We start from the raw sequence: 20868 nt of genomic DNA on the forward strand, positions 1-20868 counted from the left end.
CCGCCATACCGGCCGAGACCGCAAAACGGTCCGCGCCTATCTGAATGGAACCCGCTCGCCCGGTGTGCGGGCGCGAAGCGCAGTGGATGCGTTCGAGGTGTTCGTCGCCTACATCACCGCACGACTGATCGACGACCCACATCTGTGGGCGCGGACGTTGTGCGACGAACTCGAAGACCTCGGCTACACCCAGTCCTATCAAACGCTGACCCGCCAGATCCGGGCCCGGAACCTGCGGCCGGTCTGCCCGCAGTGCCAGACCGCGACCAGCCGCCCCAACGCCATTATCGAACACCCCGCCGGTGAAGAGACGCAATGGGATTGGGTGGATCTTCCCGACCCACCAGTGTCGTGGGGTTGGGGTAAAACCGCGCACCTACTAGTTGGGTCGTTGGCCCATTCGGGGCGCTGGCGCGGCTTCTTGGCCGCCGATATGACCCAGCCGACGTTGATCGCCGGCCTCGACCGGACAGCCCGCCGGCACGGCGGCCTCACAAAAGTGTGGCGGTTCGACCGGATGGCCACAGTCTGCCATCCCGATTCGGGTTCGGTGACAGCATCTTTCGCAGGAGTCGCCAAGTACTACGGAGTCAGTGTGACGATCTGCCCACCGCGGCGCGGAAACCGCAAAGGTGTCGTGGAGGCAGCCAACCGGATCGCCGCCCAGCGGTGGTGGCGGACCCTGGCTGACGATGTCACCGTCGAACAAGCCCAGAAGGGTCTGGACACGTTCTGCATCCGCCGCGGCGACACCCGGATGCGGGTCACTGCCGATGGAAAGTCGACCGTCGCAACGGTCGCCGCGCGTGAACCCCTTGCGCCACTGCCCAGTTCATCGTATCCAGCGACCCTGACCGAGACGCGGAAGGTGAACCGGCAGGCGCTGGTGGCGTGGAAGGGCAACCAGTATTCGGTGCCGCCGGAGCTCGCGATGGGCGAGGTGAGCGTGACTTATCTGCTCGGCGCCGCCCATATCGATATCGCCACCGCTGGCGGGATCGTCATCGCCCGCCACCGCCTGGCCGCCGAGGGCTCTGGGGTGATGGTCCGCGACCACGGCCACGTCCACGCCCTGAACACCGAAGCCATGGCCACGGCGAATGCCGGTGGCCCACCGCATCGCCGCAAACAGCGGATCCCACCGGGCAAGAATGCACTCGCTGCTGCAGATCTTTTGCTGAACAACAACTCCCACACAATCGCCGCAACTGCCGAGTCCGCGACGCTGATCGATATGAGCGCCTACGAACGCGCCGCACAGAACAGGACCACCCTACGATGACACGCACCAAAGCAACCACCACGACCACCGCCTCTGCGCCGGAACCGGCCACACAAGCCGAGATCTCGGTCTACCAGCAACTCCGACATCACCTCGCCGTGCTCAAGCTCAACGCAGCAGCTGAGGCCCTGCCAGGGATGCTCGAGCGAGCCCAGGGCGAAGGCTGGTCGATGACCGGCATGCTCGAACAACTCCTGGCCGTAGAAGTCGAAGAAAATCAGGCCCGTCGCCTGGCCGGCCGACTGCGGTTCGCGAGCCTGCCCACCCCGGCAACACTCGATGGGTTCGACTACGACGCCGCGCCCGGAGTCGATCGCACACTGATTGCCGAACTCGGCACGTGCGGGTATCTCGAATCAGCGACCAACGTGCTGCTCATGGGCCCACCAGGGACCGGAAAGACGCATTTGGCGGTCGGTCTGGCCCGGGCAGCGGTCCATGCTGGCTACCGGACCTACGTGACCACCGCCGCTGACCTGGCCGCCCGCTGCCACAAAGCAGCGATCGAAGGACGATGGGCCACCTGCATGCGCTTCTACGCCGGCCCCACGCTCCTCGTGATTGATGAGCTGGGGTATCTGCCGTTGCCTGCCGAGGCTGCCTCAGCGTTGTTTCAGGTTGTGGCACAACGATATTTGAAGACATCGATCGTGATCACCACCAACCGCAGCGTCTCCGAATGGGGCGAAGTCCTCGGCGACACCCCCGTCGCCGCAGCCATGCTCGACCGACTCCTGCACCGCTCGGTCGTGCTCAAACTCGACGGCGATTCCTACCGCCTGCGAGACCACCACGCCCGATCAGAAAGCCACCGCAACGCCGCCGGATCCATCCGCCGACCGCTACAGTAGAACCGCCTCACGAGTGGGGAATTTCGATGAGCACCACTGGGTAATTTTCTCGAGCCCCGTCAGTGTTGCTGGTGGGATATCCCGACCACCTGTGCGGGGCCCTTCGTTCGGCACTGGCCGTCCACGGTGTCGCCACCACCGCCGATCCACGCGAACTTCGGGCACCCGGGTCGCGCGAGGCCTTTGTCATCGTCACCACCGAATCTCGGGCAACCCGGCGCGGACTCGGCGGATGGCGTGAGCACGCCGCGCACCAGGCAAACGCGGACCGGATCACCGAGATGGTGGTCGACGCCGCCGCCACGGTACCGGGCGTTCGTGTTCTCATCCTCTGCGACGGTTCCGGGGCGCCGTCGTCATCAGCCGCGATCCGGGCAACTCGCCAACTGGGCCGACGACTGGCGTACGAGTGCGCGATGAACGCAACGTCCATCAGATCCACCACCTATGTGGTGATCGACGACGCGACACCGGCCACCACCGCCATCGATGCGGCGGTGACCTGGTACCTCACCCATCAGCGATGCGGCGCCGGCCCGGCTGGTTCCGAAAAGAATTGACCCACAAACAAACCCACCTCGTTCAGCCAAACCCACACGTTGCAACAAGTGGGTGTGACCGAACGAGGTGGGTTTGTGTGCGCGTGGCTCAGAGAGCCTTGAGTTCTTCGATGACCAGTCCGACGGACTTCTTCGCATCGCCGAACAGCATCGAGGTACCCGGCGCAGTGAACAGCGGATTGTCGATACCGGCATACCCCGAGGCCATACCGCGTTTGAGGACGATCACCGACCGCGACTGATCCACATTCAAGATCGGCATCCCATGAATCGGGCTGCTGGGATCGTTGCGGGCGGCGGGGTTGGTGACGTCGTTGGCACCGATGACAAGGGTGACATCGGTGCGCGAGAACTCGCCGTTGATGTCATCCATCTCTTTCATCGCGTCGTACTCGACATCAGCCTCGGCCAACAGCACATTCATGTGTCCGGGCATCCGGCCGGCCACCGGGTGAATGGCGTACTTCACCTCCACACCCTTCTCCTCCAGAATGCTCGCCAAGTCCTTGACCGCGTGCTGGGCCTGCGCCACCGCGAGCCCGTACCCCGGCACCACGATGACCTGCGAGGCGTACGCCATCTGAATCGCGGCATCAGCGGCACTGGTGGCCTTGACCGTGCCCTGTTCACCGGCCGGACCGGCAACACCAGCTGCCCCACCCCCACCGAACGATCCGAACACGATCGCCGGAATCGACCGGTTCATCGCCGTCGCCATCAGGTTGGTCAAGATGCTGCCCGACGCGCCGACGATCATGCCGGCCACGATCATCGCCGTGTTGTTCAATGCCAAACCCGCTGCCGCCGCAGACAAACCGGTCATCGCGTTGAGCAACGAGATGACCACCGGCATATCGGCACCACCGATCGGCAACACCACAAACAAGCCCATGATCCCGGCAGCAACCAGCACCAGCACAATCCACCACTGGCTCGAGCCCTCACCCGGGGTCGCGTTGATGCCGATGACCACACACGCCGCCACCGCAATCAACAGCAAAACAATGTTGGCGACCTGGAACACCTTGGCATTCTTCACAAACGTCTTCTCGACGTTCTTGTTCAGCAACTCCTGCAGCTTGAGGAACGCAACCAGCGAACCCCAGAACGACACCGACCCGACAATCGCCGCGAACAGCGACCCGATCACGATGTGAATGGTCGGCGATTCCCCGTGCTTGAACTCCGAAAACCCTGCAGTCTCGATGAACTCGGCCCACGCGATCAACGCGACCGTGCCACCACCGACACCGTTGAACAACGCCACCAACTGCGGCATCGCCGTCATCTTCGTCCGCTTGGCCGGCGGCACACCCAAGATCACACCGATCGCCAAACCGACCACGATCAGAATCCAGTTGATGGCATAGGTATCGCGGATCTCGATCAACGTCGCCACCACGGCGATACCCATACCGGTCGCAGCGATCCAGTTACCCCGCACCGCGGTCTTCGGTCCCGTCAACCCCGACAAACCGAGGATGAACATCGAAAACGCGACAATATAAAGAACGGAGACAAGGTTGTTCACTTCTGAGCCCCTTCAGACACGGCAGCCTTATCAGCAACAGGAGCCTTCTTGGACTTGAACATGCCCAACATGCGGTCGGTCACCAAAAAACCACCCACCACATTCAAAGTTCCGAAGATCAACGCCACAAACGCGATGATCCGCACACCCCACGGCGCATCATCAGGCAACCGACCCAACACCAACAACGCACCCAACACCACGATGCCGTGAATGGCGTTGGTACCCGACATCAACGGCGTATGCAGCGTATTGGGCACCTTCGAAATGACAGCAAAACCAACAAACCCGGCCAACACCAAAATCGCGATATTCGCAAGCAAACCCGAATACATATCAGGCACCAGCCTTCCCGGCTCGCGCCGAATCAGATGTCACAGCTTCGCGGGTAACACACGCCGCCGCCAAAATCTCATCGGAGAAATCAGGGACGATCGCACCACCTTCGTCGAGCATCAACTCGATCAGCGCCAAAATATTCTTCGAATACAACTCCGACGCATGCTCCGGCATCCCCGCCGGCAAATTCAGCGGCGAACAAATCAACACATCATGCTTGATGACCTCCTGCCCCGGCTCGGTCAACTCGCAGTTGCCGCCGGTCTCCCCCGCCAAATCGATCACCACCGACCCTGGCTTCATACCCTCCACCGCAGCGGCAGTGACCAACCGCGGCGCCGGCCGACCGGGCACCAACGCCGTGGTGATCACCACATCAAAACCCTTGATCGCATTCTCCAGCGCCTGCTGCTGCGCAGCGCGTTCGGTCTCGGTCAACTCCCGGGCATAACCACCCTCACCGGCAGCATCGATACCCAGATCCAGCCACTGACCACCCACAGACTTGACCTGCTCAGCCACCTCCGGACGCACGTCATACCCGGTGGTGCGTGCACCCAGACGCTTCGCGGTCGCCAACGCCTGCAACCCCGCCACACCCACACCCAACACCAGCACCGTCGCCGGCTTCACAGTTCCGGCCGCCGTGGTCAGCATCGGGAAAAAACGGGTCGAGCGCTCCGCCGCCAACACCACCGCCTTATAGCCGGCGACATTGGCCTGCGACGACAGAGCATCCATCGACTGCGCACGCGAAATCCGCGGAATCGCCTCCACCGCAAACCCCGCCACCCCCGCCGACTTCAAAGCACCGATCTGATTGGTCGCATTACGCGGATTCAAAAACCCGATCAACGACGAACCCGACGACAACTTCCCGATCTCGGCATCAGAAGGCGCATCAACTTTCACCACCACATCCGCCGACCACGGATCACCAATCGACGCACCCGCGGCCACATACAACTCATCCGGAATCAACGCACCCAAACCCGCACCCGACTCCACGATCACCGACACACCCTTGGACACCAAGGTGGCGGCAACCTTCGGAACCAGCGCGACCCGGCGCTCCCCTTCTGTCGTTTCGCGCACGACACCCACACTCATAAAAGCTCCCTCGTCATGGGGTTTGGGCGGCCATCGGAGACACCTCGTCCGACGCCTGCCCGCAAATGGCCGATGTGGCACACGCCACGCGTGCGCCACATCACTGCGTTGGAACATAGCATGACCAAAACCGCCCGAGCGCTGTGCAAATGAACACAGTTCAGCTTCTGGATCCGGGGTCCCGTGTACCCCCCGAGCAGCCAGTTACCGGCCACTAACCCAGATGGCCGAAGTCACATCTGATTCGCACCGTTGTCAGAATTCGACAGCGACCACCGGTGAGGTAGTCGGCTGGGGTGATCCACCTTCGGGCTCCACCGTGACGCCGACTTTGTCCGAACCGGCGACATCGTTGATCGCAATGGCCTGACGGCCCGGTGAACCCTGCATCAGTCCGACGGATACCGGGTCGTGGCCGTCACCGATCAGCCACATCTGATAAGTCTGACCTGCTGGGACCGCAGGAAGACCATCTGCCATGACGACCGCCAGGTCTTCCTCGCGTGAAGCCACGACCGTCACACTGGCGTCGTCGCCGACTGCTGCCTGTTGCAGCTGCATATCAGGTGCCGCCAGCACCTGACTCATCTGCTGGCTCACCCCGTCCCGCGCGACAGGACCGGTGTCATCCGGCGCGGTGACCCGACCCACCAGCACGCCGCCGATGATCAAGATCAGCGCCGCCGCGACTGCTCCGACGGCAATACTCAGGCGACGACGGCGCGCTGTGAGATCAACCACATTCGCCGGGAGCACGCTGTCGGGACCGTGCTGCGGCCGGTCTACGTCCGGCGCCGACTCCGCCGCCGGCGGCAAGTCGGCGAGGACGAGTTGCCGGATCTGCGGCGGTGGCGGTGTGGCGTACTCCGCGGACAGCGACGCCAGCGCGTCGTGGGTTCGCGAGATCTCCCGGCGGTAGCGCTGACGCTCGGCGACGGGCTCTGCGGCGATCTCCCGCTCGACGCGCTCGAATTCGTCGATTTCCAGCGCCCCCAGGGCATACAGCTCGATGTGCTCGTCGAGCCAACTGTGCTCAGCCATGGGGATTCGCCTCCAGACACTGCTTCAGGCGACGGAGTCCATCGCGGATACGAGATTTGACCGTTGGGAGAGCCGCATCGAGCCGCTCTGCTACCTGCCGATATGTGAGGCCCCCATAGTAGGACAGCTCGATACTCTGACGTTGCGTCGAAGTCAGGCTGTCCAGGCAGAACACGACGCTGGCACGTTCCTCACGGGACACCACAGAATCGGCAACACTGTCGCTCGGCACTTCCAGGTTCGACACCGAGTAGTCGGTGGATCGTTTGCTGGCCGCTTCTTCGCTGCGGACCCGATCCACCGCACGCCGGTGCGCGATGGTCATCATCCAGCTCAACGCGGATCCGGCAGACGGATCGAAGCTCTCGGCCTTCTGCCACACCTGCAAATACACCTCTTGCAGCGTTTCTTCGGCGTACCCATGATCTCGTAGAACTCGACGGACCAGCCCGAACACCCGGGCACTCGTCGCGTCGTACAGGTCGGCGAAAGCCGCTCGATCATGGCCGGCCGTCCGGATCAGCAGATCTGAGAGGTCCGATCGGGTTTCGGGAATTCGGTCGGTCACATCCATGACACTAGCGATAGTCATCAGAACGCCTACTCGATCCGCAGCACTCGGTTGTGCCAACCGGTAGCGCCGTCAGGTATCGGCGCAACCCGCTGCTCGGGTTGAACCTGTCCGGTCTTGTCTGTCGCGCGGCAGTAGATCGTGTGCTGCCCGGCGGTGGCCGGCCACGTCCAGTACCACTGCCGCCACGTGTCGTCTGAGTACTCCGTCGCCAGTGTCGCGGTGTTCCACGGACCGTCGTCGACACGGACCTCGACCTTCGCAACGCCGCGATGCTGCGCCCAGGCCGTACCGGCGATCACCACATCGCCCACCGGATGCCGGGACAGTCCGGCCGGGCGATCGATCCGGGATGCCGTCTTGATCGGCGCCTTCACACCCCAGTTGCGCTTGGTCCAGTACGCCTCTGCCTTGTCGAACCGGGTGATCTCCCAGTCGACGACCCACTTGCAGGCCGAGACGAACCCGTAGAGTCCGGGAACCACCTGGCGCACCGGGAATCCGTGTTCGAGTGGCAACGGCTCACCGTTCATGCCGATCACCAGCAAAGCGTCACGGCCGTCCATCACCGCGTCGATGGGCGTACCCGACGTCCATCCGTCCACGCTGGTGGAGAACAACATGTCGGCATCGTCCTGCACCCCCGCCCGCTCCAAGATGGCCTTCATCGGATAGCCCACCCAGCGGGCCGTGCCGGCCAAGGCGCCTCCCACCTCGTTGGAGACACACGTCAAGGTCACGATCCGTTCGGTTGCCTGCATGTCCATCAGGTCGTCCCACGTGAGTGTGAACTCGTTGTCGACCATCCCGTGCACGCGCAGCTGCCAGTCACCGGTGGTCAACGCCGGAACCTGCAAGGCGGTGTCGATGCGATAGAAGTCGTTGTTGGCGGTGACAAATGGGGTCACACCATCGACCTCCACATCCACACCGGCCGGGATCTGCGCTGCGACGCTGGTCGGCCGCGGCAGCCTGACCCGCTTGCGATCAGCGATGACGTCACCCATCGTCGAGATCTGCCGACCGAGGTACGCCCCGGCAGCCGAGGCGACTGCAATGACGCCCGCGGAGATCGCAAATTGCCTACGCGACAATCCCTCCCGCGCCGGGTCGACATCGCCGGACTCGGCACTTGACGAACCGGTGAACAAAAACCCGCGGAGATAACGCAGCACCAGGACGCCGACCACCAGCGCGATCAGCGAGGGCGCCGCGTACCACTTGTCAGAGGTGGGTCGATGCAGGGCCGCAAACATGCCGAAGACACCGAACATGGCAATCAACACCGAACCGATTGGGACAGTCTGCCGTTCGACGATCCCGGCCACCACCGAGAGAATCGCAACGGCAATCGCTATGCCCCACAACAACACCGGCTTGTCGTTGGTGCCGAAGGTCTCGATGGCGAACTCACGCATCGGGGCAGGTGCACGATCGACGAGGAACGATCCCACCGCGTAGAAGGGTGAGGCATACGGGGAGACAAACGCCGCCGTGAACTCCCCGACGGCGAGCCCGGCACCTGCCGCCACCAGGCCGGCGAGGCCGTGTCGCGCCACTGCTGCTAAACGCAATTCCTCAGCCTCTCAGGAGTTTTCAATATGCTTGTGTCGGGTGTGATTCGGAATCCTCCCCACTTCGGATGGCCCGAGGTCCCGATCAGAAGTTTTCTGCACCGATACCCATCCACCCGCCCAGCAGCTCCGAACCTGCCGTGACCGACAAATGATCGGTGCCACCGAGCATCATCGGCGCCACACATATTTGACCGACGTTAGGGATAAGGACAGCGAACATGGCACTCAAACGAATTCAGCGACTGGCAGTGACTGTGGCGAGCGTTGGCTTGGCAATCGGGCTCGTGGCGGGTTGTTCCGACGATTCCGATTCCTCATCGGACACCACCGCAGCCACCTCCGCACCGATGACCTCGTCCGAAATGACAACAGAATCAGGCACTTCGGCGGAGCCGGCCACCTTGGTCGGACCGGGTTGCGCGGCATACGCCGAGGCGAACCCGACCGGCGCAGGTTCGGTTGACGGCATGGCTGCCGATCCGGTTGCCACCGCCGCGAGCAACAATCCGATGCTCACCACCCTGACCGCAGCGGTCTCCGGTGGACTGAACCCGGACGTCAACCTGGTGGACACCCTCAACGGTGGAGAGTTCACCGTTTTCGCGCCCACCGATGACGCCTTTGCCAAGATCGACCCGGCGACCATCGAATCGCTCAAGACCGACAGCGCGACGCTCACGAAGATCCTGACCTACCACGTGGTGCCCGGCCAGCTGACACCTGACGAGGTCATCGGCGACCACGCGACCGTTGAAGGTGGAACGGTCACCGTGACCGGACCGGTCGACACCCTCAAGGTGCAGGACGCCACCGTGGTCTGTGGCGGTGTGAAGACAGCCAACGCAACCGTCTACCTCATCGACACGGTGATGATGCCGCCGGCCGCATGACCTGCGACCTTGCATCAGCCACCTGAGGGGTAGATCAAGAACTCGGGCCGGGGCGGCTTCACCCCCGACCGGCCGCTCCGGCCCGGGCCTTGCTTTACATCAAGATTCAATACTTCGCTCGACAACTTGGCCCGCCGATAGCACGAATTCCGATGTCCTCCCATATCGTGTTCGTTGTGACGGTAGGCCCGATCCCTGGAGATCAGATCGAAACTGCTGCGGCGGAATCAGATCCTCCCCAGCGGGGAACTCTCATCGAGTTCGTGCGCAGGCCCCTGCCAATGCAGGTCCTGCGCTTTTCTGCGGTCGGGATCGCCTGCACCACCGCCTATGCGCTGATGTACCTCACACTGCACGGTTTGGTCGGCGCACAGGCCGCCAATTTCATCTCCATGCTGGTCGCGGCGATCCTCAACACCGCCGCCAACCGGGCCTTCACCTTCCGGTTGCGGGGCTCCCGCCAGCTGGTCGTCCACCACGTCCAGGGCATTGCCGTCTTCGCCTTCGGGTGGGCGCTGACCGCGTTCTCGCTCTTCCTGTTGCATCAGATCTCGGAGCATCCATCGAGCCAGCTCGAGCTGGTCATCCTGATGATCGTGAATCTGATCGCCACCTGCGTCCGTTTCTTTACTTTCCGCCACGTGTTCGCCCGGGCGTTGCGCAAGCAGCTCACGGCCACCAGCTGATCCACACGCTCCGGATATACGAAGACGCTCCACAAGTACGTGGAGCGTTTTCGTACAAGTGGAGCGTCTAGCGCGCTGCGGCGTGCCGTCCTGCCCGACGACCGAAGAACGAGCCCTCGCCCAGCTGCGTTCCGCTGGCGTAGCCCTTGCCGTCCTGCGCCAGGTTCGCCGCCCCGGCGCCGGCGGCGTAAAGGCCGGGAATCGCGGTACCGGACTCCGTGAGTACCTCACCGTCCACCGAGGTCGCCAGGCCACCCATGGTGAAACCTGCGTAGATCGCCTTGCCCAGGGACATGTCGAACGCCGCCCACGGTCCCTTGTCCTGCGGCGCCAGCCAATTGGGCCGCTTGCCGAAATCGGGATCCTCGCCTCTCGCCGCGTACTCGTTGTACCTGTCCATCGACGCCTGCAGGTTTCCTTCCGGGATGCCCAGCGCCGACTCCATCTCCCCGATCGTCTCCCAGCCGTCGATGAACGGCACCAGCGGGATGTCAGGCATCTCCATGTGCGATTCGTCGACGATGAGGTAGGCAACGGCGTCCGGTTGCTCGAGCACAAACGCCGAAGTCCTGGAGTGGTAGGAATCCTCGCTGACGAACCGGCGTCCCTCCTTGTTCACCGCGAGCCCGGTGATCAGGATCGACGGTGGGTAGATCGGTGCGGTCACAAACGGCTCATCCATGTGTTTGAGGCCGCCCCCGACCGACGCCCCGAGACGGATGCCCAGTCCGTCGTCGTAGGTGCTGCCCAGTGTGTACGGCTTTTCCGCCATCTCGGGGACGAACTCGGCGACCATCGTCTCGTTCATCACGAACCCGCCGGCGGCGATGATCACCGCCTTGGCCTTGATGAAGCCGGTGTCCTGCAACCTCTTCCACCGCACCCCGACGATCTCACCGTGCTCGTCGACAACAAGATTGCGGGCACCGGTCTCGTAGCGGACCTCGGTGCCGAGGTCGGCGAGCCGCTTCACCAGCAGATCGACGACCATGCCCGCGCCACCGGTGTCACCCTTGACCGGGACCTTGTGGCCACGCGGTGCCGGAATCGCCTGCTCGCAGAACGGCCAGACCTTCTCGTTGCCGGTGAACATCAGCCCCTGCGTACCGGGCTGGATCACGGCCTTTTCCGGGTAGTAGGTGCGCTCGAACTCGAAGCCGAGCGCTTCGAGCCACTCGAAGTGCTCGACGCTGCCCTGGCAGTAGGCGTGGATCTTCTCCGGTTCCGGTTCCTTCGAGATCGCCAGGAGGTACTTCTCCATCTCCTCGGCGGAATCCTCGTGCCCGGTGGCCTTCTGCACCGCGGTCCCGCCCCCGAGGTAGAAGTGCCCGCCGGCCATCGACGACGTTCCGCCGGCGACCGCCGCACGCTCGAGGACCAGCACCCGTGCCCCCGCTGTGGCTGCCTCCACCGCAGCGCTGCCGCCGGAGACCCCGCATCCGACAACGACCACGTCGACTTCGTCGGTCCACTCGTCCACTGTCGATGCGGCCACCACGTCGGGCAATTCAGCCTTCATCAGCGCAATCCTCACTCTATCCGTGGGAGACGCGGGGTGAGCACCCCGCGGTTCAACCCTTTCGACCCAAACTAGAACTCGTTCTACTTTAGGTCAATCGTGCGGCTGACGTCAGGCCTCAGACATGTTCGGAGAGGAGGGCCGCGACGGTGTTCGGCTCCAGCGCCGAGAAGGTGTGCCGGAGGTCGCCGGGATAGTTGATGTAGTCACCTGGCCCCAGTTCGACCGGATCCTCGATCAAGCCGACCAACGCCCGCCCCGACACCAGCACCACATGCTCGACAACACCCGACATATGCGGGTCGGAGTTCCGGGGTTCGCCTGGTTGGGCGGTGATCAGGTACAGGTCGCGACGGGCATAGGTGGGACATGCCGACAACAGCGTTGCCACATAGTCCGAGCGTTCGGAGAACAGCGCCGGCCCCTCACCGGAGCGGATGACCTGCACCCTCGGTGCCGGCGGCTGCACCAACAGTGCGAACGGCACCTCAAGGGCGGTACTCAGCGCCCACAGGGTCTCCACGCTGGGATTCCCGTTGCCGGCCTCCAGTTGCGACAGCGTCGACTTCGCAACCCCCGCCCGACGCGCGACCTCGGCAAGCGAGAGCCCCGTCCGCTTGCGTTCACGCTGGAGTGCGGTCGCGATGGCCTGCAACGGTGCACCCGTCATCTCACATCCCCCTCGAGCTGTTGATTGTGGGCGAGCCGCCTGTTCCCAGGTGAGTCCTCGACGCGCCTCGTTCGGTTCACACTACCGTGCGTTCGGGTTGACGAACACATGTCGATGGGTTCATCATAATGTCCATGCGTTCGATCTGGCGAACACTCGACGGCGGCCTGGCCCGCGATGTGGCACTCGTCTGTGCAGCGATCGCGCTGGTGGGGTTGTCGTTCGGTGCCATCACAGTGGGCAGCGGCTTCGCGATCTGGGTCCCGCTGCTCATGTCTGTTGTCGTTTTCGCCGGCGCCTCGCAATTCGCGTTTGTCGCGATCATCGCGGCAGGTGGGAGCATTTTCGCCGGTGTGGCCGCCGGACTTCTGACCAACGCCCGTCACATCCTGTTCGGCTTCTCACTGGGCGACGTGCTCGGCAAATCTGTTGCCTCGCGCCTGCTGGGCTCCCACCTGATGATCGACGAATCCGTCGCGTTCACCATCGCGCAGCGAGATCCCGACCGGCGGCGCGCAGTGTATTGGGCCTGTGGCGCGGGGCTGTTCGTCTCGTGGAACGTCGGCGCGCTGGTGGGTGCGATCGGCGGCAGCATGATCAGCGACACGAATGCGTTCGGTCTCGACGCCGCCTTCCCGGCCGTCCTGCTGGCGTTGATCCTGCCCAGCCTCCTGGACCACGTCACCCGCAAGGCGGCGTGCGTGGGCGCCGTGATCGCAGTGGTCGCGTCACTGTTCGCCCCCGCCGGGATCCCGATCCTGCTGGCGCTCTCCGCCGTTGCCCTCACAGTCCCCATCCGCCAACGCAAGAAGGCTGTGGCCCGATGACCGCCGACACCCCGGCCCTCCTCGTCGGAATCGCTGCACTGGCGTTGGGTACGTTCGCTTTTCGCTTCGCCGGACCTCTGCTCGCCGGACGATGGACCATCCCAGAGCGATTCGAACAACTCACCGCAATCGGCACCGTGGTGCTGCTCACCGCCCTTGTTGCGACCGCAACGTTCATCGAGGACCGCGAGATCTCCAGTCCGGCAAGGATTATCGGCGTAGGTGTCGGAGGAGTGCTGGCCTGGCGCCGGGTCCCGTTCGTGGCAGTGGTGGTGGCCGCCGCCGGATCGACAGCGCTACTGCGCCTGGTCGGGATGCCCTGACGCCGCCGACCTCAACGCCTCAGCCAGTCCAGGATCTGCTTGGTCACCGGATTCGTGGCATCCGAGTACTCCGGATGCTTCTTCAGAAATGCCGCCACCAACGGGCACACTCCGACGATCTTCTTTCCGCGGGCACGAGCATCATCGAGCGCCTCATTGACCAGGATGGTGGCCAGCCCACGTCCACCGAAGGCCTCATCGACCTCGGTGTGGTAGAAAACCCGTTGCGCGACACCGTGATCGTCGGTCCGATCGGCGTAGGCCGCGAGACCCGCCCGGACGCCGTCGACGGAGACCGTATACCGGCGATGGTCCGGATCGTCGGCGATCGTGACGGGCGCTCCGGTCTTGTCTGTGATGGTCTCGCTGTTGTTGGTCATGTCAGCTGAACTTCGCTCTCATCCCGGATATTCCGATCACTTCTGGGTACGCGGTTTGATCTTGGAGTTGGGCAGGGCGGGGGCCGGCAGCCGGGTCACCGGACCCTCATAACCGGCGACTTCACCGAACCGGTCCGACTGCTGTTCCCACTGCTCCCGATACGCCACGATGTCCTCGTGGCTGCGGCCGACGAAGTTCCACCACATAACCAGATCCTCACCGAAGGGAGTGCCGCCGAGAAGTATCACGCGCGACGGTTGATCGTCTGAACTCTGCAGCGTCAACTGGCTGTGGCCGGTCCCGGCGTATGCCATCTCGGTGCGTGCGACCTCCGCGCCGTCGACGCAGACGACGCCCTGATCAACCAGGATCCCGTGCTCGAAGGCGGGGTCGACCGGAATCGTCAGCGTCGCGCCCATGTCGAGATCGATCTGCGCGCCGAGCAGCGGACTGAACGTCCTGACCGGTGACGTGCTGCCCATCAGTGTTCCGATGAACACGTTGATGCGCCCGACGTCGAAGTACACCGGTTCTGGCACATGGTGATCGAAGCCGCGTTCGGTATCCCGGGCGTCGGCGGGCAGTGCCACCCACAACTGGACACCGTGCAGTTCGGTGGTCTGCGGGGTCGACACCTCCGAGTGACAGATCCCGTATCCCGCGGTCATCAGATTCACCTCACCAGGACGCACCATCGCGTGGACGCCGAAGCTGTCGCGATGCTCGATCTCTCCGGCGAACAGCCAGCTCACGGTCTGAAGGCCGGTGTGCGGGTGGGGCGGAACGTTCATGCCACCCGTTTCCCGCACGTCAGCGGGCCCGTAGTGGTCGGCGAAACACCATGCCCCGATCAGCGACCGCGCCCGTTGCGGAAGCGTCCGGTGAACCAGCAATGCGCGTGGACCACCCAGTGGGACTTCACGCGAGGTGAGGATCTGCACATGAGGGTCGGATGACGGCGAGGATGGGCACTCGATCTCCGGCCCGTCGACGAGATTGCTCATTGCCCGCTACTTCCGACTTTCACCATGTTGTGCAACCTTTCTCAATCCGTGACATATCAATTTGCAATCAGCAAACCAAAATTCATGTCACGGTGGTAATACTCTCCGATAGTAACGATCATTTCATCAGTCGCCCATTGTCGACGCGACGACTGTTGCGCCGTTCAGACTGCACTCGAATTCACCGATCACATCTGGAGGTACGACCTATGGCCACTCCGAACACATTTCAGAAACTCGCTGCCGAAGGGCTTGGTACCTTCTGGCTGGTTCTTGGCGGTTGTGGCACCGCGGTCTTCGCAGCGAAGTCCATCGCGCAGGACAGCGACACCGGGACCATGTTCCAGCAGGGTGTCGGTTTCCTGGGTGTCTCACTCGCATTCGGGCTCACCGTCCTGACCGGTGTCTACGCCCTCGGCCACATCTCAGGAGGCCATTTCAATCCCGCGGTGACCATCGGCGCTGCCCTGGCCAAACGCTTCGAATGGAAAGACGTCCCCGCGTACGTCGTCGTCCAGGTGATCGGCGGCCTCATCGCCGGCGCGATCATTCTGGCGATAGCCAACGGCCGAGACGGGTTCGAAGCCGAAGGAAATATGGCTGCCAATGGATTCGGGGATCATTCCCCCGCCGGTTACGCATTGTGGGCCGCTCTGATCACCGAGGTCGTGTTGACCGCAATCTTTGTCACCGTCATCCTGGGCGCCACCGACAAGCGGGCGCCGGCGGGTATTGCCGGCATCGCGATCGGTTTCACACTGACCCTCATCCACCTGATCAGCATCCCGATCACAAACACCTCGGTGAACCCGGCCAGATCAACAGCCGTCGCCTTTTTCAACGGCAACGGCGCACCAGCACAGTTGTGGCTGTTCTGGCTGGCGCCCATCGTGGGCGCGATCATCGCGGGCATCCTGTATCCCCTCGTGTTCGGCAAAGGCGCGGACGAACCGCAGCTCGATCAGGTTCCCAATCCCCCGGTTCCCACGTAGGAACCGTAAGCCACCCAACGCACGAGGCCCGGTCGACGTCGATGTCGGCCGGGCCGGTGCGTGTGGTGCCGGGTGGATCAGGCCGGATAGACCCAGAAGTCGACGAACGCACTGTTGTTGAGGTAGCCGTACCCGAGGTAGACCCCATTCGGGAGCTGACGGAGTTCGTCGTGCGCGAACGGAACACCGGCCCGCGCATAGTCAATCCGCACAACAGGTTTCCCGTCACGGGCAGACAACCCGTAAAAGACGTTGGCCGAGACGGTCTCACCACCGAGAACCCTGTTGTTCAACCATCCGTTGTAGAAATGTTTGCCCTGCCACAACGCTGCCACGGCGTCGGTGGCACCGGGGTCTACATCTCCGATCGGACGTACACCGCCGTTCATCACGACATTCCGGGGTATCGGGCCGGCCACCGCGTTGCGGAACAGACTGTCGAATTGCCCTTGAGTACAACCGAATTTGAATGCGCTCGCAGTGCCGGCCCGGTCCATGTCGGGTCCGCAGGGCGCGGCCTGCGCGGCAGGCGCGCCGATCACCAGCGCGCCGGCCGCGGCGGCCGCGACCACCATCGTGGTGAGCGTGTTCCTGATCCAGTTCATGACGCACTCCATCCCAGCGGTGACAAGCGACGGGGCTCAGTATTCACCAACTTCAAACCCATGGATAGGATCTCTACTTCACCCCGCGTGGTCGCCACTACCGGAATCGGCGCAACCGCAGACTGTTGCCCACCACGAACACCGACGACAGTGCCATCGCGGCGCCCGCGATCATCGGACTGAGCAGTCCCACTGCCGCAAGCGGGATCGCCGCCACGTTGTAGCCGAACGCCCAGAACAGATTGCCCTTGATCGTGCGCAGCGTCGCCCGGGACAACCTGATCGCATCTGCCGCAGCTCTCAGATCACCGCGAACCAGGGTGATGTCGCTCGCCTCGATCGCGGCGTCGGTACCGGTGCCCATCGCGAGCCCGAGGTCGGATTGAGCAAGCGCTGCAGCATCATTGACACCGTCGCCGACCATCGCGACGACCTTGCCGCGGGCCTGCAGATCCTGAATGGCCTGCACTTTCGCCTCCGGCAACACGCCGGCGATCACGGTCTCGATTCCCACTTGTGCGGCAACGGTCTTCGCCACCGCCTCGTGGTCGCCGGTGAGCAGCACCGGGGTCAGGCCGAGGTCGATGAGATCGGCAACCGCCTGTGCCGACGTCGGTTTCAGCACATCCGAGACCACCAGGACGCCGCGGATACTGCCGTCCCATCCGGCCGCGATCGCGGTGTACCCGGATTGCGCCGCGGCGTCGATGGCAGGCACCAACTCGGCGGGAAGGCCCAGACCCCGATCGATCAGCCATTGTGCCCGTCCGAGCGTTACCGGAACACCGTCGACGACACCGCTGACACCGAGGCCGGCAGTGTTCGCGAAGCCCGTCACCGGCGCCAGATCGCCGACCTGTTCCCGGGCACCGAGGGCCACCGCCTTCGCGATCGGATGCTCGGACGCATCCTCCACCGACCCGGCCCGGAGAATCACCTGCTCGGCGGCTTCGCCGTCGGCCACAACCACATCGGTCAGCGTCATCTGGCCGGTGGTGACGGTGCCGGTCTTGTCCAGCACGATCGTGTCGACCCGCCTGGTCGATTCAAGGATCTGTGGCCCCTTGATCAGGATGCCCATCGAAGCACCGCGACCGGTGCCGACCATCAGGGCTGTCGGGGTGGCCAGGCCCAAGGCACACGGGCAGGCGATGATCAGGACCGCGACGGCGGCGGTGAACGCGTCGGTGGCGTCGTAGCCCAAGCCGAGCCACACCGCGAGTGTGCCGAGCGAGAGGGCGATCACGATCGGGACGAATACACCCGAGATCCGATCGGCCAGACGCTGAACCTGCGCCTTTCCGGTCTGCGCCTGCTCAACCAGCAGCGCCATCTGGGCGAGCTGGGTATCACTTCCGATCCGCTTGGCCCGCACCACGATCCGCCCACCGGCGTTGACGGTACCGCCCACCACCGGATCGCCGGGTTCGACCTCGACCGGCACCGACTCACCGGTGAGCATCGAGGCATCGATTGCGGAGGAACCACTTTCGACCTCGCCGTCAGTGGCGATGCGTTCACCTGGACGCACGACGAACAGGTCGCCGACGCCGAGTTGCTCTATCGGGACCAGCTTTTCGCGTCCGCCGACAACAACGGTGACACTTTTGGCTCCGAGTTCGAGCAGACTGCGCAGTGCGCTGCCGGCCCGCCGCTTCGAACGCATCTCGAAGTATCGTCCCGCGAGGATGAAGGTGGTGACTCCGGCCGCGGCCTCGAGATAGATGTTGGCGGTGCCATCAACCGAGCTCATGTCCATGTCCATGGCCGCCATCGCGGGATCACCGGCCGCCCCGAAGAACAGCGCGTAGACCGACCATCCCAGGGCCGCCAACGTCCCTACGGAGACCAGGGTGTCCATCGTGGCGGCGCCGTGGCGCGCGTTGATCGCAGCGGCCCGGTGGAATTGCCAGCCACCCCAGACGACAACCGGCGCGGCCAACGTCAGTGACAGCCACATCCAGTTGTCGAACTGGAGCTGCGGGATCATCGCCATAGCGATCACCGGAATCGACAGCGCCGCGCTGACCAGCGTTTTGTGCCGAAGGGTGTGGAGCTCAGGGTCTGACTCGCCGCCGGGGGCGTTGCCCTCGCCGGAGGGCTCGGGCACCCGGGCGTGATACCCCGCGGACTCGACTGCGGCGATGAGGTCGGTGGTGTCCACCGGTTCCGAGTAACTGACACTCGCCTTTTCGGTGGCGTAATTGACGGTGGCCGCCACGCCCTCGAGTTTGTTGAGTTTGCGCTCGATGCGATTCGCGCACGAGGCACATGTCATGCCGTCGATCTCGAGGTCGACATGGGTGGTGAGTGATGCCGTGGTCATTGCGCCTCAGCCCAACCGGTAGCCGGCCTCGATGACCGCCGCTTCGAGAGCTTCACGCGCAACAGGTTGCGCCACATGAACATTCATCTCACCAGAGCTGAGTTCGACCTCCACCCGGTCAACACCCGGGATCTCGCCGACCTCCTCGGTGACCGATGCGACGCAATGGCCGCAGGTCATTCCGATCACCCGGTAGGTTTCAACACTCATCTCGCATTTCCCTTCTAAGAACGGACCAACCGGGCGATTGCCTCGGTGGCCTCCCGGATTTTCGCCTGACCTTGCTCGTCACCTTCGCGAGCGGCGTCGATGACGCAATGCGACATGTGCTCCTCCAGCAGACCGAGACTGACCGCCTGCAAGGCCTTGGTCATCGCGGACACCTGGGTGAGGATGTCGATGCAGTACTTCTCTTCTTCGACCATCCGCTGGAGCCCACGCGCCTGACCTTCGATCCGCTTCAGGCGCTTGAGGTAGTCGTCTTTGCGGTGGATGTACCCGTGCTGATGCTCGTCGGTCATGGTTGCTCCCTGTCGTCTTCCTCAGAAGCTACCATACCCCCCTACCGTATTTCAGGCCACAATCGGGTACCAGGGAGAACGCTGGATCGGGGTTGAGGGGTCAGGCCTCGCGCTGCTGCTTGATGGCCGCGGCCAACTCCGATAGCAGATTGACGAGGTCGAGCAACACCTCGTCCACCGGACGCACCCGCCCGGTGTGCGCGGCGACCCACTGCGCCACGTCGCCGGCCGGTTCGCTTGCCGATTCGTTTGCCGACTCACCGACGGATTCGCCTGAGTGCCGCGAACGGCGGCCGGTGGCCGGTGGGGCATCGACCAGCTCCGGCTCGGGCGCGGGCGGCCGATGCTGCGGACGGTACGTTTCGGCGCCGCCCGCCTGGTCTCCGGCCGCCACGGTCAGGCTTTCCGCGGTGGCGATCGACCCGGCCCGGCTCGCACCGTTGCGACTCACCGTTGTGTCGGGACGGTAGTGCGAGCCGAATCGGGGACTCGGGGCCGTCGAGGCGTACCGGTGCGGTCCGCCGTGGCCGGCGAAGAAGACACAGGCCAGGTCCCGGCCGTCGGCGGCCGGGCAGGATTCGAGTTCGGTCAACCGGTGGGCGTCGTCGCTGACGCCGTCGTCATCCGTCCACTGCAACCACGGCCGGAGGCCGCCGAGGGGGCCCACCCCGGCATCGCTGGCGTGGATCCCGGAATGTCCCGAACCCAGTCGGCATCGCTGAACCCACCCGTTGTCCGGGGCCTCACCGAAGGCGGCATGCGTGTCGGCGGCAGCAATTACCGTTGACCAACACACATCGAATTCTCCCGCCACACGTACATCTTGGCCTCAAGTACCGACGGTGGCGAGTTCGACACACGAGTTGGGAGTACTGATGATCGGTTTCGTGAATGCAATTGCACTTGACGGTCCGGATCCGCTGGCACTTGCCCAGTTTTATCAGCGGATGCTCGGCGGAGACCTGGACACCAGCGATTCGGATTGGGTCGAACTGGACTGCGGCCTGGGGAGGGCCAAGCTGACGTTTCAGCGGTCGACCACCTACGTGCCGCCCACCTTCCCCGACCCGAACGGAAGCCAGCAGGCCCACCTCGACATCCGGGTCGACGACTTCGATGCAGCCGAACCCCAGGTTCTGGAAGCGGGCGCAACCAAGGTCGAGGGGCAGCAGTTCGAGGGCTTCCGGGTGTACCTCGATCCCGTCGGCCATCCGTTCTGCCTGGTCCGGGAGTGAGACACCGGATCAGGCGGTAGATTCCCC

The 20868-nt window shown here is 63.8% G+C and carries 24 protein-coding genes; 9 read left to right on the forward strand and 15 right to left on the reverse strand.

Annotated features, from left to right (window positions below):
• The 3 genes from VIQ49_RS01985 to VIQ49_RS01995 form a co-directional block, all read left to right on the forward strand.
• Positions 1–1282: Mu transposase domain-containing protein (locus VIQ49_RS01985; protein ID WP_331880255.1), on the forward strand; the 1282-nt coding region annotated here is incomplete at its 5' end.
• Complete coding sequence (istB, locus tag VIQ49_RS01990) at positions 1279–2133, forward strand: IS21-like element helper ATPase IstB (protein ID WP_331880257.1); 855 nt, start codon at positions 1279–1281, stop codon at positions 2131–2133. The genes VIQ49_RS01985 and istB, both read left to right, overlap by 4 nt.
• A gap of 71 nt (positions 2134–2204) precedes the next feature.
• Positions 2205–2693 (forward strand): hypothetical protein, encoded by a 489-nt coding sequence (locus VIQ49_RS01995; protein WP_331880259.1) that lies wholly within the window; start codon positions 2205–2207, stop codon positions 2691–2693.
• 88 nt (positions 2694–2781) lie between these two features.
• Here VIQ49_RS01995 and VIQ49_RS02000 read toward each other — a convergent pair whose 3' ends face one another.
• The 6 genes from VIQ49_RS02000 to VIQ49_RS02025 form a co-directional block, all read right to left on the reverse strand.
• Entirely contained in the window at positions 2782–4224 is a 1443-nt protein-coding gene (locus VIQ49_RS02000; RefSeq protein WP_414731555.1) for an NAD(P)(+) transhydrogenase (Re/Si-specific) subunit beta, read from the reverse strand.
• Complete coding sequence (locus tag VIQ49_RS02005; protein WP_331880413.1) at positions 4221–4559, reverse strand: NAD(P) transhydrogenase subunit alpha; 339 nt, start codon at positions 4557–4559, stop codon at positions 4221–4223. The genes VIQ49_RS02000 and VIQ49_RS02005 overlap by 4 nt, the downstream gene beginning before the upstream one ends.
• Position 4560: 1 nt before the next feature.
• On the reverse strand, positions 4561–5673 hold the full coding sequence (locus tag VIQ49_RS02010) for a Re/Si-specific NAD(P)(+) transhydrogenase subunit alpha (RefSeq protein ID WP_331880261.1): 1113 nt from the start codon (positions 5671–5673) through the stop codon (positions 4561–4563).
• Between the two features lie 255 nt (positions 5674–5928).
• Entirely contained in the window at positions 5929–6714 is a 786-nt protein-coding gene (locus tag VIQ49_RS02015; protein WP_331880263.1) for an anti-sigma factor, read from the reverse strand.
• Complete coding sequence (gene sigK, locus VIQ49_RS02020; RefSeq protein ID WP_331880264.1) at positions 6707–7306, reverse strand: ECF RNA polymerase sigma factor SigK; 600 nt, start codon at positions 7304–7306, stop codon at positions 6707–6709. Before sigK ends, VIQ49_RS02015 begins: the two co-directional genes overlap by 8 nt.
• A gap of 8 nt (positions 7307–7314) precedes the next feature.
• On the reverse strand, positions 7315–8859 hold the full coding sequence (locus tag VIQ49_RS02025) for a molybdopterin-dependent oxidoreductase (protein ID WP_331880265.1): 1545 nt from the start codon (positions 8857–8859) through the stop codon (positions 7315–7317).
• A gap of 221 nt (positions 8860–9080) precedes the next feature.
• Between VIQ49_RS02025 and VIQ49_RS02030 the strand changes: the two genes are divergently transcribed.
• Both VIQ49_RS02030 and VIQ49_RS02035 read left to right on the forward strand, forming a co-directional pair.
• Positions 9081–9752, forward strand: a complete 672-nt coding sequence (locus VIQ49_RS02030) for a fasciclin domain-containing protein (RefSeq protein ID WP_331880267.1) — start codon at positions 9081–9083, stop codon at positions 9750–9752.
• Between the two features lie 89 nt (positions 9753–9841).
• Positions 9842–10438 carry a GtrA family protein gene (locus tag VIQ49_RS02035; RefSeq protein WP_331880269.1) on the forward strand — a complete coding sequence of 199 codons (597 nt, stop codon included), beginning with the start codon at positions 9842–9844 and terminating at the stop codon, positions 10436–10438.
• A gap of 67 nt (positions 10439–10505) precedes the next feature.
• On the opposite strand, the gene VIQ49_RS02040 is transcribed toward VIQ49_RS02035, so the two are convergent.
• Both VIQ49_RS02040 and VIQ49_RS02045 read right to left on the reverse strand, forming a co-directional pair.
• Positions 10506–11957 carry an FAD-binding protein gene (locus VIQ49_RS02040; RefSeq protein ID WP_331880271.1) on the reverse strand — a complete coding sequence of 484 codons (1452 nt, stop codon included), beginning with the start codon at positions 11955–11957 and terminating at the stop codon, positions 10506–10508.
• Positions 11958–12075: 118 nt separating this feature from the next.
• Positions 12076–12627, reverse strand: a complete 552-nt coding sequence (locus tag VIQ49_RS02045; protein WP_331880273.1) for an XRE family transcriptional regulator — start codon at positions 12625–12627, stop codon at positions 12076–12078.
• Between the two features lie 134 nt (positions 12628–12761).
• Here VIQ49_RS02045 and VIQ49_RS02050 point away from each other — a divergent pair, with 134 nt between their 5' ends.
• Together VIQ49_RS02050 and VIQ49_RS02055 are read left to right on the forward strand one after the other, a co-directional pair.
• The gene (locus VIQ49_RS02050; protein ID WP_331880275.1) at positions 12762–13454 is read left to right on the forward strand and encodes an AzlC family ABC transporter permease; all 693 of its coding nucleotides are present in this window, start codon (positions 12762–12764) and stop codon (positions 13452–13454) included.
• Positions 13451–13777: an AzlD domain-containing protein gene (locus VIQ49_RS02055; protein ID WP_331880277.1), complete on the forward strand. Its 327-nt coding sequence runs from the start codon at positions 13451–13453 to the stop codon at positions 13775–13777. Before VIQ49_RS02050 ends, VIQ49_RS02055 begins: the two co-directional genes overlap by 4 nt.
• Positions 13778–13788: 11 nt before the next feature.
• Here VIQ49_RS02055 and VIQ49_RS02060 read toward each other — a convergent pair whose 3' ends face one another.
• Positions 13789–14157 carry a GNAT family N-acetyltransferase gene (locus VIQ49_RS02060; RefSeq protein ID WP_331880279.1) on the reverse strand — a complete coding sequence of 123 codons (369 nt, stop codon included), beginning with the start codon at positions 14155–14157 and terminating at the stop codon, positions 13789–13791.
• Between the two features lie 36 nt (positions 14158–14193).
• Positions 14194–15162, reverse strand: coding sequence for a pirin family protein (locus VIQ49_RS02065; protein WP_331880281.1), 969 nt, complete (start codon positions 15160–15162; stop codon positions 14194–14196).
• Positions 15163–15371: 209 nt separating this feature from the next.
• Here VIQ49_RS02065 and aqpZ point away from each other — a divergent pair, with 209 nt between their 5' ends.
• Positions 15372–16154: an aquaporin Z gene (gene aqpZ / locus VIQ49_RS02070; protein ID WP_331880283.1), complete on the forward strand. Its 783-nt coding sequence runs from the start codon at positions 15372–15374 to the stop codon at positions 16152–16154.
• A 77-nt stretch (positions 16155–16231) separates the two neighbouring features.
• Here aqpZ and VIQ49_RS02075 read toward each other — a convergent pair whose 3' ends face one another.
• The 5 genes from VIQ49_RS02075 to VIQ49_RS02095 all read right to left on the reverse strand — a co-directional run bounded on the left by VIQ49_RS02075 (position 16232) and on the right by VIQ49_RS02095 (position 20420).
• Positions 16232–16759: a hypothetical protein gene (locus tag VIQ49_RS02075; protein WP_331880285.1), complete on the reverse strand. Its 528-nt coding sequence runs from the start codon at positions 16757–16759 to the stop codon at positions 16232–16234.
• A 97-nt stretch (positions 16760–16856) separates the two neighbouring features.
• A complete protein-coding gene (locus VIQ49_RS02080; protein WP_331880287.1) occupies positions 16857–19085 on the reverse strand; it encodes a heavy metal translocating P-type ATPase in 2229 nt (742 codons plus the stop codon).
• A gap of 6 nt (positions 19086–19091) precedes the next feature.
• Positions 19092–19295: a heavy-metal-associated domain-containing protein gene (locus VIQ49_RS02085; RefSeq protein WP_331880289.1), complete on the reverse strand. Its 204-nt coding sequence runs from the start codon at positions 19293–19295 to the stop codon at positions 19092–19094.
• A gap of 14 nt (positions 19296–19309) precedes the next feature.
• Positions 19310–19606 (reverse strand): metal-sensitive transcriptional regulator, encoded by a 297-nt coding sequence (locus VIQ49_RS02090; RefSeq protein ID WP_331880290.1) that lies wholly within the window; start codon positions 19604–19606, stop codon positions 19310–19312.
• 100 nt (positions 19607–19706) lie between these two features.
• The gene (locus VIQ49_RS02095; RefSeq protein ID WP_331880291.1) at positions 19707–20420 is read right to left on the reverse strand and encodes a hypothetical protein; all 714 of its coding nucleotides are present in this window, start codon (positions 20418–20420) and stop codon (positions 19707–19709) included.
• Between the two features lie 73 nt (positions 20421–20493).
• On the opposite strand from VIQ49_RS02095, the gene VIQ49_RS02100 reads away from it, so the two are divergent.
• Positions 20494–20841: a VOC family protein gene (locus VIQ49_RS02100; protein WP_331880293.1), complete on the forward strand. Its 348-nt coding sequence runs from the start codon at positions 20494–20496 to the stop codon at positions 20839–20841.
• The last annotated feature ends 27 nt before the right edge of the window (positions 20842–20868 follow it).

Source organism: Williamsia sp. (genome assembly GCF_036566845.1).
Lineage (GTDB): Bacteria > Actinomycetota > Actinomycetes > Mycobacteriales > Mycobacteriaceae > Williamsia.